Genomic DNA, 14,148 nt, shown 5'->3' with positions numbered 1-14,148 from the left:
TAAAAAAATAAGGTTATGTCATGTCTGTTGAAACTCAACAATTTTCTGGTACAGATCAATATATTGCTACGGATAGCTTAAAACTCGCAGTGAAAGCTGCACGCTCATTGCAAAAGCCGCTATTGGTGAAAGGTGAGCCGGGTACAGGGAAAACACTTTTAGCTGAACAAGTGGCTGAAAGTTTGGGTCTTAAGTTAATTACATGGCATATCAAATCCACCACCAAAGCTCAGCAAGGCTTGTATGAGTACGATGCGGTTTCTCGTTTACGTGATAGCCAACTCGGTGATGATCGTGTTTATGACATCAAGAACTACATTAAGCCGGGTAAGCTTTGGGAAGCATTTACCAGTGAAGAGCGCTGTGTCTTACTGATTGATGAAATTGATAAGGCAGACATTGAGTTTCCAAACGATTTACTACATGAACTCGACAAAATGTCATTCTATGTGTATGAGACTGGCGAAACCATTACTGCGGCACAACGTCCGATTGTCATCATTACTTCAAATAATGAAAAAGAACTGCCAGATGCATTTTTGCGTCGTTGTTTCTTCCATTATATTGAGTTCCCAGATGAGGCAACCATGCGTGAAATCATTGATGTACATTTTGAAAATATTTCAAATACATTGGTTTCAGAAGCACTGCAAATTTTCTTTAAATTACGTCAGATTCCGGGTTTGAAGAAACCACCATCAACCTCTGAATTGATTGATTGGTTGAGTTTGTTGATGGCAGATGATATGCCTGAAGATATCTTACGCAATACCGATAAATCAAAATCGATTCCACCACTGTATGGCGCATTGATTAAGAACGAACAAGATGTTCAATTACTTGAGCGTTTGGCATTTATGTCACGTCGTTAATTGATATTAATGATATTTAAAAGCCGGTTATCCGGCTTTTATTTTTTGTATCAAAATAAAAGGTGAATCATGCAAGCAACGTTATATATTTCTCGAGTGCATATAGGAGTGCATAGGGGGCTAAAGTTGGCTGCATTCTTATGGGTCGTCAGCTTTTATCTTTCTAGTTATTGCTTTGCTATGGATGATGCACAATTTGAACAACTGCATCAACAGAAACTCCAAGATGTGTATTGGGCACAAGTAGCAGAATATCAACTCAAAGAAAAGCTCATCGATCAATCGGATAATGTTGCAGCTCAGACTGCCATTCAACAAAAAGCGTGTGCATCCGCTGTACTAGAACTGAAATACTATGACTTTGTGATCTTGAACCTAAGTGATTTTAACCGCTATAGACAAATTCAAGGTTTTAATAAAATTGTTTACATTGAAGAGTTACAGCAAGATCGTTTAGATGTTCAGCACAGATATAAAGCACAGCAAAAAGCGCTGAGTGATATGCATGCAAGTTGCGAATGAATCACTTTGTTTACATGTGCTTCGGTATATAGGACAGCGTGTATGAACATAGAGTTAAAGCTTTTGGCTTTACTTGTAGTGCTCATTTTTTCATAATGGTGTGAGTAAAAGGCAAGACACAGTTGCAGATGAAATAACAAGATCACATGCATTCAAACTGGATTTGACCTCCTGATATTTAATTTTTATTGGATTTTATTCGCCTATGTTTGTGCGATTGTTTTATACCCTTCGAAAATACGGTGTACCGGTTTCTACACGTGAATTAATCGATTTGAACCAAGCTGTAGCAGCAGGGTTGGTCTTTGCTAATCAAGAAGATTTTTATCAGCTTGCAAAAACGGTCATGGTCAAAGATGAACGCTTCTTTGATAAATTCGATCGTGCCATGAAAGACTACTTTGATGGTATTTCTACCTTTGATTTAGATGAGCTGCTTAAACAAGTCCATAAATTGCCGAAAGATTGGTTTGATCTCGAACTCATCGAAAAGCATTTAACCCCAGAACAACGTGAAGAATTAAAGAAGGCGGGTTCTCTTGAAGAATTGATGAAAATGCTGGAAGAACGTTTACGTGAACAGCATAAAAAGCATCAAGGTGGTAACCGTATGGTTGGTACGGGTGGAACTTCACCATTTGGCGCTTATGGTGATCATCCTGAGGGTGTCAGAATTGGCGGGCCTGGTCGTAAACGTTCAGCGGTAAAAGTCTGGGAGCAACGTCAATATCGTAATTTGGACGATGATCAAATTTTAGGTAGTCGTCAAATGCAAATGGCCTTACGTCGCTTGCGTAAATTTGCGCGTCAAGGTGCAGCTGAAGAATTGGATATTGATGGCACAATTCGTGAAACAGCCAAGCAAGGTATTTTGGATGTACAATTGGTGCCTGAGCGTCGTAACCGCATTAAAGTGTTGATGTTATTTGATGTGGGTGGCTCTATGGATTCGCATATTGCCCAATGTGAAAAGCTATTTACCGCCGCAAAAACAGAATTTAAAACATTAGAATATTTCTATTTCCATAACTGTCTATATGATTATGTCTGGAAAGATAATATTCGTCGTTCAAGTACGCGCATGAACACATGGGATTTATTGAATACCTATGGTCGAGATTACCGCGTGATCGTGGTGGGTGATGCGAGTATGGCGCCGTATGAACTCAACTCCGCTGGTGGCTCGGTTGAATACATGAATGATGAAGCAGGACAGGTATGGTTACAGCGTTTACGTAATCATTTTGATAAAACGGCATGGTTGAATCCTGAAGAAGAATCTTATTGGCACTATACTCAAACCATTGCGGCGATTAAGCAAATCTTTGAAGATCATATGTATCCAATGACGCTAAAAGGTGTAGAGGATTTAACTAAATACCTAGCGCGTTAATCGCTTAAAAAATATATTATTTCTTAAAATTGACTGTTTTTAGTGAATTATTCAATTTTGACTTGTTTGTTAAATTCAAAATTAGATAGTATCTGAGCAGTCTTTTGTTCACGAATACAACTTAAGGAATTATGATGGATCATCAAATTAATGGAATTGCATTACCCAATGAAGACGGCTTCTTCGGCGAATATGGTGGTCAATTTATTCCCCCTGATTTAAAGCAGGCAATGGATGACATTAATATTGCTTATGAGCATATCCGTCATACAGCAGAATTTCAGAACGAGTTAAAAGAATTATTTGCACACTATGTAGGTCGTCCGAGTCCATTATTTTACGCAAAACGTCTTTCAGATAAATTGGGCGGCGCTCAAATTTATCTGAAACGTGAAGATTTAAACCATACTGGTGCGCATAAAATTAACCATTGTTTGGGTGAGGCGCTTTTAGCTAAGTATATGGGTAAAACCAAAGTCATCGCTGAAACGGGGGCGGGTCAACATGGTGTGGCTTTGGCAACGGCATGTGCCTTAGTTGGTATTCCATGTGAAATTCACATGGGCCAAGTGGACATTGAAAAAGAACATCCTAATGTTGTGAAAATGAAGATTTTAGGTGCCAACCTGATTTCTGTGACCCGTGGTACGGCTACTTTAAAAGATGCAGTAGATAGTGCGTTTGAAGAATATCTGAAAGATCCTAAAAACTTTATCTATGCTATTGGTTCGGTCGTGGGCCCGCATCCTTTCCCGAAAATGGTTCGTGACTTCCAGTCTATTATTGGTGAAGAAATTAAAGTTCAAACCAATGACCGTTTTGGTTCAAATCCTGACTATGTGGTTGCCTGTGTGGGTGGTGGTTCAAATGCCGTTGGTGCATTTACAGCATTCCTCAATGATGCGGATGTAAAACTCGTAGGTGTAGAGCCAGCAGGTCATGGTTTAGATACCAATATGCACTCTGCAACATTGACATTGGGTAAGCCAAGTCAAATTCATGGTATGGCGTGTTATGTACTGGAAGATGAGCAGGGACAACCTTTACCAGTGCACTCAATTGCATCAGGGTTAGACTATCCGGGTGTTGGGCCTCAGCATAGTTTGCTTAAAGATTTAGGGCGTGTGGAATATACAACAGCCACAGACCAAGAATGCTTGGATGCATTTATGACTTTATCGCGTGTAGAGGGTATTGTGCCTGCACTTGAAAGTTCACATGCCGTTGCTTGGGCATTACGTGAAGCGCCAAAACTAGCGAAAGACATTAAAATTGTTGTAAATGTCTCTGGTCGCGGTGATAAAGACGCTGATTATGTTGCTGACAAATTAGGCTTAAACTAATCGGAGCTATCAAGAAGACTGAGTTGAACGTCATTTTTTGATGGTAAGTAGATCTCTTGAACCTGTTTAAATAGAGCGGAATTTGAAATATCCCAGTTTTTCACTGGGATATTTTTTTGCACATAGGTTTTATAAAATTGTTCATCGAATGGATAGTTATTTTGGGTCTGATGAATAAGGTCGGGGTGAAGGGCATAGATAATTGCAAGGGCATCTAAAATTTCACCATTGGCGGACGCTAACTCTAAATTAATGGTACGCCTATATGCTTTGAGATATTCATCATCTTTTAAAGAAACCATTAAACTTTCTATTTCAGCAAAGATTTGAACTAATTTTTTGACATTTTCTAAAGTGGAATTTGGCATTATTGAAAAAAGTAATTCGATTGTAATTTATATGTAATTGCAAATAGTGATTTTTAATGAAAGCAGTTTGTTTTAAGGATTCCCCCCTAATTTAAATTAAGGGGAGATTAGAATTTAGCCAGAAATATATTGTTGTAACTGATCAATCAATTTACGTTGATCATCCATTGCGGCTTTGACTAAGTCACCAATAGAAATAAAACCAGTCAGGGATGAATCCTCAACCACAGGCAAATGACGTAGATGACGATCGGTCATCAATTCTAAACATTCTTCTACGGTAGCAGCGCTGGTCACGGTAATGACGCTGCCTGTCATAATTTCACTAACAGTCGTATTAAATGATGTTCTTTCCATAAGCGCAATTTTACGAGTGTAGTCACGTTCAGACAAAATGCCCACCACACTACCTTCATGCGTTACCACGAGTGCACCAATCCCTTTTTCTGCCATGAGCGAAATGGCCTCTAGCACAGTTGAGTCTGGAGCAATGGTATAAATTTCTTTATAAGCTTTATCTTTAAGTACTTGTGCAACTGTAGTCATATTTTGGGGTCCTTTATAATTTTATTCTTTAATTTAACTTAGCCTGAAATTTGAAAAAAGCAAACACTTTTCAGTGCAAATAGACTGTTAAATACTGACTACGCCGTTTGAATATTCGAGTTTTCAAAAAAGAAATGTCGCATTTGCGATGTGGTTAATTTCAATTTGATATTACTCGAGCTATGAAGCGCAGGAATGACTTTGAGGCGCGTTAGGGTCGGTAATAACGATTCCTCAAAGTCATGCGGTGTAATGCGTCTTGGTGTGTAATTCGGCCAGTGTTTCTTGGCGTATTTATGCGCTTGAATACCATTCAACCAAAATGGGAAAATAATATTATCTTGATCGCTTGTCATGGCCCAACCTTGTCGATGGTAAAGTCCCCAGAGGACGCCACAATACATCATGGTTTTTAAAATACTAATTTTGAAAAATAAATCTTTTTGGATAGGTTTATATTGCTTTAATTTTGACATCATATATAACGTATTGAAGATGTTGCTCCTATTGTAGAAAATTCTGATTAAATTACTGTGTAAGCTTTGAATTTGATTGTAAGAATTTATGTAGTAAAAAGTTTGAGGGTGTAAAAAACGCCACCTGAGTGACGTTTGATTAGGCTTGCAATGTGGCCATGTTTTGCCAGTATTGCGCTTTCATTGAGTCACGTTCTACGCGGAAGCCTTGATAATAAAGTTCAGCTAAGAAAAGTGCTGCTTTACCGTGTCCAGCTCGTGCTGCATCTTCCAATTCGTGAACTGCATCGCTGAAGTTCATTTGAGATTGAATAGTGTTTACCGCATTTGCGTATACATGTTCGAGTTCATGTTGAGAGAATTGTTGAATCATATTTAACTCCTTATTCTAATTATGATCATTTAAGGGCCCATTCTTTAGCCCTTTTAACTAATATAACTAAGTATTATTAAACTAATATTACAATTTGCTTGATTTGTCAACTATTGAGTGAAATATTTAACTTATTCGTATAGTTTACATGATTAAACAATGAACAATTGTTTTCATGCTTAAAATACTAACATAAGAAGTTGTAGATAATAAGGAGAAGTAAAATGAGTAGAACATTAGACGGTTTAACTTTAGATTATCCTCCAACAATGTCTCAGATTGTGGAACTTGCCCACATGCATCGCCGTAAATTAGATGAGGCAATCTTTCATCAAGAAGTTCATTTGGGGCATTTCGGTTTAGCACAGCGCAAACGTGTCTATGATTTCACACGTGATTTAGATAAAGGTCAGCGTTTAGATTTTTACAATGCCTACAATGGGGAATTATTAAAAATAGCGGATGATGATGATTTGCACCCAGCTCATGCAGAAGGTGGTGTAAGCATTTTTGCAGTTGTCATTGTTTTGGCGATTATTGCCTTGATTCTTTACTTTGCGGTAATTCGTACCATTATTAGTTAAAAAAATGTCTTGGTTCACATTGCATATTTTGAAGTGATGCAGAAATAACCACACCGACTTGAACTTATTCAAATGCAGCCATACACTACCTTCAACTTGAGGTAGTGTATGACTATTGATTTAGAAAAAATTATTCAATTCAAATCTAAAATTCAGCTGGAACAACTTTATAATATTTTCGTTTCAGTGATGATAGCCGTTATATTGGTACTTGCTGTAATCGCATTATTTCGCCCAATTTCTATTCAGCAATATCGCAATGTTGCACAGTTGGCTATGCAACAAAGCTATCCAGAAACGCAAGAAATGGCAGAAACCTTACAACAGCAAAAACAAATCAAAGTGGGTAGTTATCTCAAATTGATGCACGCTTATCAGATGGAGTCGGTACGGGCACATCAACTTCCGGCTTTGCCAGAGGAACAGCCTCAGTAGCAGGAATTTGCTTACTTGGCGCTGTTTGTAAGTTACTTTCTAAAATCGCTTTAATTTCGTCTTTATCTGTTTGTGGATTGACAATGATCACGGTCATATTTTCAGGATGCATGTATTTATGTACCGCATTTTGCACATCATCAACAGTGATTTTCTCCAGTAATTTTTGATACTGCGACAAGTAATCTGCAGGTTGGTCATAAAAACCTAATAAACCGAGTTGAGCATTAATGTTGGCATTACTGCTGTAGTTGTTTGGAAATGAACGCAGCATACCCGCTTTGGTTTCTTGCATTTGTTTTTTATCAATGGGCATTCTGACAAAGTCACTAAAGGCTTTATGTGCGACGCGTATGCTGTCAATCAATTGGTCTTGCCGTGTGCCATAACTAAAACTGAATGTGCCCGGTGCTTGACTAAAACTAAACGAACTGTAAGCACCATAGGTATAGCCGCGTTTCACTCGCAGTTCCTGCATTAAGACAGAATTAAATCCACCACCACCAAACATTCGATTAGCTACTTCAAGTGCTAAACGATCTGAATTATTTCGAGTTGTACCTAAATGCCCAAACATGACGTTGGCCTGGCTTGAATTGTAGGGAATATGAACGATATCAAAGCCTGTTTTTTTTGCAGGTTCACTTAGAGCTTTGGCCTTTTCACCCTGTTTTAAATTTCCAGAAATACGCTCTGCTAAATTTTGCGCATCTTTCGGGCTTAATTTCCCAGTAATGGCAATATTCATATTCTGTGCAACTAAAAATTGATCGCGAAAGGTTTTGAGTATCTCAGGGGTAATTTTTTTAATGCTCCCATTTGTACCTGTAATTGGTTCCGCATAGGGATGCATGCCGTAAATTTCGCGATAAAAGCGGATGCTCATGAGCCTGCTAGGGTTTTCTTGAAGTTGTTTTTGACCAGCTTGGTTATTGCTCAACGCTAGACTAATACTTGTGTTTTTAAAGGTTGCGTTCTTGAGGATTTCCATCATCATGCTGAGCGCAGGTTCAAGTTTTTTAGGATCAGATAACACACGTAAGCGTACAACGAACATATCTCGATGTGCTTGTATATTGATTTGTGCACCCGCTTGATCAAATACAGAGCTTATTTCGGTGGCATTATATTTTTCTGTGCCTTCATCTATTAGACGGGCAGCCATATTGGCTACACCAAACAGTCCTTTACCGACCTCTTCATCGCGTGCAGAACCAGCATTGAAAGTGAGTTGAATATCAACCATGGGTAAGTCTTGAGACTCGACAAACAATGTTTTTACACCATTTCTGTTCTTAAGTACTTGTACGTGAGGTGCGCGGTAGGCTTTGTCTGTCTGTAAATTTTTTAGACTTTGTAGCATAGGTATGGATTGCAACTGACTTGGATTGTCATTGAAATCAGGGCTATTTTCATTATAACTTTCAGCATGAAGAACTGGGCATGTTGTAGCAAGCAGGCTTAAGCATAAAATGGAATATTTAGTCATAATGCTTCCTTACTGCACGTTGTCATTATCAGGTAATTGCGATATTTGTTGATCTTTAATTTCACCCTCGGGCTGAGTGTCTTTTACGGTTTTTTCGGTATTGACCACATTCTTTTCAGCTTGCTCCGGTAAAAGATACATGGTGCTTAAGTTTTCACGGACAAAGTAAGCATTGGCGACACGTTGAATATCTTGTGCACTCACATTTTCATATAGCTTGGGCAATTCATCCATGAGTCGGAAGCTCAAACCATTCACTTCAAGATTGCCAATGGTTTTTGCTTGATTGCTAATATCATCTTGGTTATAAATTAAATTAGAGATAAAGCGTGTCGTCATACGCTCAACTTCAGGTGCTTTAACCAAATCCGTTTTGAGTAAATCAATTTCATCTTGAATGGCTTTCTGTGCCTGTTCCATTTTCACGCCATCGGCAGGTAAGGCTGAAATACTAAATATGCTATCGCCACGGTTATATGGATCATAAGAAGCGCTCACAGCGGTTAAAAGCTTTCGGTCTCGCACTAATTTGTCTTGTAATCTAGAAGAAATCCCACTGTCGAGTACATTTCGAATAATATTCAGTGCGTAGGCATCTTGCGGATTTTTTGTTGTTGCTAATGAGCGGACATTCCATGCCATATATAAATTTGGTACTTGTACGGGAAGATTGATTTCCATATGGCGATATCCAACACGCTCAAATTCCATCACATCATTACGCGGTGGTGTTTTACGTGAAGGAATATCACCAAAATATTTTTGCACTTGAAGCATAGCTGCTTCAGCATCGACATCACCAACAATTACTAAGATGGCATTATTAGGTGTATACCAATCTTTGTACCATTGTTTTAAATCAGCTAATTGTATATTTTGCAGATTTTTCATATAGCCAATTACAGGTTGCCGGTAATGGCTGGTTGGATAAGAAATCCATTTGAAACGTTCAAATGCCAATGATCGTGGATTGTCATCTGTACGTTGGCGACGCTCTTCCATCACCACTTTTATTTCAGGATCAAAATCTTGTTGCTGTAGACGTAAATTACTCATACGGTCAGCTTCGAGTTCGAGTGCCATAGGAAAATAAGCTTTGGGGTAAAGCTGATAATAATTGGTGTAATTGGTAAAAGTTGCGGCGTTAATGCTTCCCCCATAAATACGACTTAAGCGGGTAAATTCATCATTTGGAACTTTGGTTGTGCCTTTGAACATCATATGTTCAAGCGCATGAGAAATCCCTAATAAATTACCGGATTCATCGCTACTGCCGACACGATACCAAATTTGTGTCATCACCATAGGCGCACGATGATCTTCACGAATGATGACTTTTAGACCATTTTTAAGCGTAGTTTCGAAGGTGCTGCGGGTGAGTTGACTATGATTATCTGCGTGGGCAAAAGGAACGCATAATAAACATGCGGACAGTAGACCTACAGGAAGAAAAGATTGAAATAAGTTTTTGAAAATATAAGGAGAAAACGTTTTTTTATAGGACACAAAGCTATCCGGTAAAATGCATTTTATAGTCTACTAGTTTTGCTAAACTCAAATTTGAATGCAAGTTTAACATGTTGTTTTTTGGTGTGCTTGTGTGGAGAGCAATTGGAAAGGCTCAAATTCAGATAACTTATGTTAGAATCTCATTTTTTAACGCAGTGCTTTTCAAGGATTTGGCATGCAACAGCAATCTCATGGGCAGAATAAATTTTTGATTGATGCTGATATCGGTGATGACGATGTCACGTTACCGAGTTTACCTGCGGTAAATGTGCCGATTATCGAAACGCCAAAAGTACAGCAAGAAGTTGCTCCTGCGGTCGAAGAAGCTCATTCGGAAAAAGCAGAAGAGAGCGAATCTAAAGGCGGCTTCTTTAGCCGTATGAAAGAAGGCTTGTCAAAGTCTCGTAAAAACCTCGCTGATGGCATGGTTAATATCCTGATTGGTGGTAAGGAAATTGATGATGAAATATTGGAAGAGGTTGAAGAACAACTTTTAGTTGCGGACATTGGTGTAGAAGCGACCAAAACCATTATTGCCAATTTAACTGAACGTACAGAACGTGGTGATTTGATTTATTCGCACTCGTTGTATAAAGCGTTGCAAGAAGAATTGGTTGCTTTACTTGCGCCACGTGTAAAACCTTTGCATATCGACACCAATAAAAATCCGTTTGTGATTTTAGTGGTTGGTGTAAATGGTGTGGGTAAAACCACAACTATTGGTAAGCTTGCGAAGCGCTTACAAGGTGAAGGTAAAAAAGTCATGCTTGCAGCGGGTGATACTTTCCGTGCGGCTGCAACTGAACAATTACAAATCTGGGGTGAGCGTAATAATATTGCTGTCGTAGCTCAAGGTCATGGTGCAGATTCAGCTTCAGTGATTTTTGATGCTTTTGAAAGTGCACGTGCAAAAGGTGTTGATGTACTAATTGCAGATACAGCAGGTCGTTTGCATAACAAAGGTCACTTGATGCAAGAGTTGACTAAAGTTAAGCGTGTTATGCAAAAAATTGATGCAACAGCACCACATGAGGTGATGTTGGTTGTAGATGCAGGTACGGGACAAAATGCCATTAACCAAGTCGAAATGTTTGATGAAGCAGTTGGCTTAACAGGTTTAACGATTACTAAATTGGATGGAACTGCCAAAGGTGGTGTGTTATTCAATATTGCGAGCCGTACACATGTGCCAATTCGCTTTATTGGTGTGGGTGAGAAAATAGATGATTTACGTCCATTTTCGGCCAAATCATTTGTTGCAGCATTATTTGAAACCGATAAATAAATGTATGATGTTTCACATAAACTCCGCTAAGTGCGGAGTTTGTTGTTTTTGGGCTGACTGTTTGATTTAAAAAGCAACATGTGAATGTTTCATAAGTAAAAAACCACAGAATAAACCCTTAAAATAATCATGGATTAGTTTGTATTTATTTTAATAATATTTGGGGTGTTTGAGATGGCGTTGCTTGATAAAATTGGTCATGTGCTAACAGCGGATATTACGAAAGATTTCAAATTAAAAAAGAAAAATGAAGAGCCAGCAATCGAAGTATCCTTTGTCAACCATTTAAAAAAACGTCGTAGCATTTATGATTTAGGTAAAAAAGTACGCTATAGCCAAGCCTATATTGCTGAACTTATTCAAGAATCCGTACGTAGCTGTCCTTCAGCATACAACTCACAAAGTACCCGTATTGTGGTGTTGTTTGGTGAGTCACATCAAAAGTTTTGGGATATCGTGAAAGAAGTACAACGTAAAAATGTCGCTGCACACGTGTTTGAAGGTGTAGCCTTAAAATTAGATCAATGTGCAGCAGGTTTTGGCACGGTTTTATTTTATGAAGACCAAGCAGTAATCCAGCAACTACAAAAAAAAGTACCCTTTAGTGCGGAAGATTTCCCTGTCTGGTCTGAACAAACTTCGGGGATGGCACAATTTGCTGTATGGACCTCAATTGCAGATGCAGGCTTAGGGGCTTCTTTACAGCATTACAATCCATCGATTGACTACGCAGTATCTGACTTTTTAAGCATTGATAAAAACTGGTTGCTACGTGCTCAATTGGTTTTCGGATCGGTTGAAGGTCCAGCACCAGAGCGTGAGGAACCAAAGGATCAGGAACGTTTTCGCATCTATGCATAAATAGTGCAAATAGAAAATGGCTTCATCTAAATTTGCAAATTATCAAATAGAAAATTAATTGTTCTAGAAATAAGACACAATGTTGTAAATACAGTCATGCAACTGTTAAAAACTTCGTTTAATATCACTTTCAACATATCCATGTGATTCAAAATAAAAAAGAGGTTTCTATGTCATTTCTAGATCAAATCAAACAACGCCGTACCATCTATGCGATCGGTAAAAATGTCAATTTATCTGAAGCTGAAGTTGAACAAACTATTCAAGATGCTGTTCGTTTTAGCCCATCTGCATTTAACTCTCAAACATCACGTGTTGTGATTTTATTTGGTGATGCGCATGAAAAGTTTTGGACGATTGTGCGTGAAACACTGCGTAAAATGGTGCCAGCGGAAGCTTTTGAAGGAACCAACAATAAAATTAATAGTTTTGCAGCAGGTTTTGGTACAGCTTTATTCTATGAAGATCAAGCAGTAGTAAAATCATTGCAAGAGCAATTTGCACTATATGCTGATAATTTCCCTGTGTGGTCTGAACACTCGACAGGTATCGCTCAATTTGCAGCATGGACTGCTTTGGCGGAAAAAAACATCGGTGCCTCATTGCAGCATTACAACCCAATTGTAGATGCTGAAACAGCAGAAGCATTTGATATTCCTGAAAACTGGAAATTACGTGCTCAACTTGTATTTGGCTCAATTGAAGCATCAGCAGGCGATAAAACTTTTATGGATGATGCTGAACGTTTTAAAACTTTTAAATAATATTACTGGTTGCTTAAAAAGGATGCTTATAAAGCATCCTTTTTTATCTAAAAATGCTATGCATATCAAAATTAAGACTTGAAACTGAATATACACAATAATTTGTCTGTCATAAGATTGTCATAACTGCACTTCATAGTGCAGTCAAACCCTAATATTTGAAATGAGTGTTAAAAAATGACTTTAAGATTGACAGTTGCTGCTGCGGCATTATTAGTAACGAGTGCGAGTTTTGCGGCTGTAACATTGACTGTGCCAGAAGAAATAAAAATTGTGTCAGTCAATGATCAAGAAGTTAGTGGCGGACTATTCCGTTCAACTGAAAAATACAGCTTAAATGCAGGTGAAAATGTCATAAATGTACGATATAGCGAATTCTTTCAACATTCGGACAACTCACATGACATTCTTAAATCTGGTATTGCATCAATTCAGACACCGAAATTGGTTGATGGTCAAGAATATCGACTTGCACTTATTCATCCACCGAAAAATTTTGATTTAGCTCAAAAGTATAAAGATCAACCCATATTTGGTTTATATAACAAATCGAACCAACTTTTGGTGCAGCAAACAGGTGCTAAACAAGAGCAAAAAGCAATATTTTCAAATGGGATCTTTGGTAACTCTATTGATCTAACCAAAAAAACAACTATCCCTGCCAATCAGCCAGCACCAATATATACAGAAGCAGCCACTATTAAGTCAGCTAAAGGTCAATCTGAGCAAGTTCTATCTGTAGCAAGCAATAGCATGGCTAATTCAGGCGCAGATCAGCAATTAATACAAATTTGGCAGAAAGCCAATAAAGCTGAACGTCAAAAATTTATGAGTTGGTTGGCTGAACAAGCAAACTAGTTTCTAGGAATGGAAATGATCATATCTGTGATTTAAGGGGGAGAGTCCGAATAAAATCGGACTTTTGCTTAACAAAGTAAAAACAAATACTATTTTTTGCGTTTTTAAATGCTATTGTTGAATAATTAGTAAGCGATAAATTGATTTTAGATTAAAATTTAAACACTCAAATCTAATATTGTTGAAATATCTACAATAGGGTCTTGCGTTTGTTTTGAAAATCTATAGAATACGCTGCATACCAACGCAGACAGCGAAACACTTAAGGTGTTGAGTTGCTTGCTTTGTTTTCTTTTTGCTGACGAAGTAACAAGAAGATCATTAAAAGATTATGAAGAACAACTTGTGTGGATTTTTACTAGTTGATCAGTCGAAATTATTTTCATTGATTGATGGTAGAAATTACTCGAAGTTTATTTGAGAAATATTTGTCAGAAAATTGATGAGCCAAGATTGGTACCCTTTTAAGG

At 38.0% G+C, this 14,148-nt stretch carries 15 protein-coding genes and 1 pseudogene; 10 read left to right on the top strand and 6 right to left on the bottom strand.

What is annotated here, in order from left to right:
* Positions 1-20 precede the first annotated feature (20 nt).
* From B9T33_RS14890 to trpB, 4 genes are all read left to right on the top strand, one after another.
* Positions 21-872 carry an AAA family ATPase gene (locus B9T33_RS14890; RefSeq protein WP_086179674.1) on the top strand — a complete coding sequence of 284 codons (852 nt, stop codon included), beginning with the start codon at positions 21-23 and terminating at the stop codon, positions 870-872.
* 126 nt (positions 873-998) lie between these two features.
* Positions 999-1,394 (top strand): hypothetical protein, encoded by a 396-nt coding sequence (locus B9T33_RS14885; RefSeq protein WP_086179673.1) that lies wholly within the window; start codon positions 999-1,001, stop codon positions 1,392-1,394.
* A gap of 205 nt (positions 1,395-1,599) precedes the next feature.
* Entirely contained in the window at positions 1,600-2,787 is a 1,188-nt protein-coding gene (locus B9T33_RS14880; protein ID WP_086179672.1) for a vWA domain-containing protein, read from the top strand.
* 134 nt (positions 2,788-2,921) lie between these two features.
* The gene (gene trpB / locus B9T33_RS14875; RefSeq protein WP_086179671.1) at positions 2,922-4,130 is read left to right on the top strand and encodes a tryptophan synthase subunit beta; all 1,209 of its coding nucleotides are present in this window, start codon (positions 2,922-2,924) and stop codon (positions 4,128-4,130) included.
* Here the strand turns inward: trpB and B9T33_RS14870 are convergent.
* The 4 genes from B9T33_RS14870 to B9T33_RS14855 all read right to left on the bottom strand — a co-directional run bounded on the left by B9T33_RS14870 (position 4,127) and on the right by B9T33_RS14855 (position 5,893).
* Positions 4,127-4,432 (bottom strand): hypothetical protein, encoded by a 306-nt coding sequence (locus B9T33_RS14870; protein ID WP_143224024.1) that lies wholly within the window; start codon positions 4,430-4,432, stop codon positions 4,127-4,129. The genes trpB and B9T33_RS14870 overlap by 4 nt on opposite strands.
* 180 nt (positions 4,433-4,612) lie before the next feature.
* Positions 4,613-5,044 carry a CBS domain-containing protein gene (locus B9T33_RS14865; protein ID WP_086179669.1) on the bottom strand — a complete coding sequence of 144 codons (432 nt, stop codon included), beginning with the start codon at positions 5,042-5,044 and terminating at the stop codon, positions 4,613-4,615.
* Positions 5,045-5,142: 98 nt separating this feature from the next.
* Positions 5,143-5,520 carry a DUF2750 domain-containing protein gene (locus B9T33_RS14860; protein WP_086179668.1) on the bottom strand — a complete coding sequence of 126 codons (378 nt, stop codon included), beginning with the start codon at positions 5,518-5,520 and terminating at the stop codon, positions 5,143-5,145.
* Positions 5,521-5,659: 139 nt separating this feature from the next.
* Positions 5,660-5,893: a hypothetical protein gene (locus B9T33_RS14855; RefSeq protein ID WP_086179667.1), complete on the bottom strand. Its 234-nt coding sequence runs from the start codon at positions 5,891-5,893 to the stop codon at positions 5,660-5,662.
* A 224-nt stretch (positions 5,894-6,117) separates the two neighbouring features.
* On the opposite strand from B9T33_RS14855, the gene B9T33_RS14850 reads away from it, so the two are divergent.
* Together B9T33_RS14850 and B9T33_RS14845 are read left to right on the top strand one after the other, a co-directional pair.
* A complete protein-coding gene (locus B9T33_RS14850; RefSeq protein WP_086179666.1) occupies positions 6,118-6,477 on the top strand; it encodes a hypothetical protein in 360 nt (119 codons plus the stop codon).
* Between the two features lie 108 nt (positions 6,478-6,585).
* Positions 6,586-6,912: a hypothetical protein gene (locus B9T33_RS14845; protein ID WP_086179665.1), complete on the top strand. Its 327-nt coding sequence runs from the start codon at positions 6,586-6,588 to the stop codon at positions 6,910-6,912.
* Here the strand turns inward: B9T33_RS14845 and B9T33_RS14840 are convergent.
* Together B9T33_RS14840 and B9T33_RS14835 are read right to left on the bottom strand one after the other, a co-directional pair.
* Complete coding sequence (locus tag B9T33_RS14840) at positions 6,833-8,404, bottom strand: insulinase family protein (RefSeq protein WP_416202604.1); 1,572 nt, start codon at positions 8,402-8,404, stop codon at positions 6,833-6,835. The genes B9T33_RS14845 and B9T33_RS14840 overlap by 80 nt on opposite strands.
* 117 nt (positions 8,405-8,521) lie before the next feature.
* A pseudogene (locus tag B9T33_RS14835) lies at positions 8,522-9,835 on the bottom strand (M16 family metallopeptidase); the annotation flags it as partial.
* Positions 9,836-10,085: 250 nt separating this feature from the next.
* Here B9T33_RS14835 and ftsY point away from each other — a divergent pair.
* The 4 genes from ftsY to B9T33_RS14815 all read left to right on the top strand — a co-directional run bounded on the left by ftsY (position 10,086) and on the right by B9T33_RS14815 (position 13,678).
* Positions 10,086-11,195 carry a signal recognition particle-docking protein FtsY gene (ftsY, locus tag B9T33_RS14830; protein WP_086179663.1) on the top strand — a complete coding sequence of 370 codons (1,110 nt, stop codon included), beginning with the start codon at positions 10,086-10,088 and terminating at the stop codon, positions 11,193-11,195.
* A gap of 174 nt (positions 11,196-11,369) precedes the next feature.
* Complete coding sequence (locus B9T33_RS14825) at positions 11,370-12,056, top strand: nitroreductase family protein (protein WP_086179662.1); 687 nt, start codon at positions 11,370-11,372, stop codon at positions 12,054-12,056.
* Between the two features lie 170 nt (positions 12,057-12,226).
* The gene (locus B9T33_RS14820) at positions 12,227-12,820 is read left to right on the top strand and encodes a nitroreductase family protein (protein ID WP_086179661.1); all 594 of its coding nucleotides are present in this window, start codon (positions 12,227-12,229) and stop codon (positions 12,818-12,820) included.
* 177 nt (positions 12,821-12,997) lie between these two features.
* Complete coding sequence (locus tag B9T33_RS14815) at positions 12,998-13,678, top strand: DUF2057 family protein (protein WP_086179660.1); 681 nt, start codon at positions 12,998-13,000, stop codon at positions 13,676-13,678.
* Positions 13,679-14,148 lie beyond the last annotated feature (470 nt).

This window comes from Acinetobacter sp. ANC 5054 (assembly GCF_002135295.1).
Classification (GTDB): domain Bacteria; phylum Pseudomonadota; class Gammaproteobacteria; order Pseudomonadales; family Moraxellaceae; genus Acinetobacter.
The sequence above is the reverse complement of the archived record's forward strand: the minus strand, read 5'-3'. Positions and strand labels throughout refer to the sequence as shown.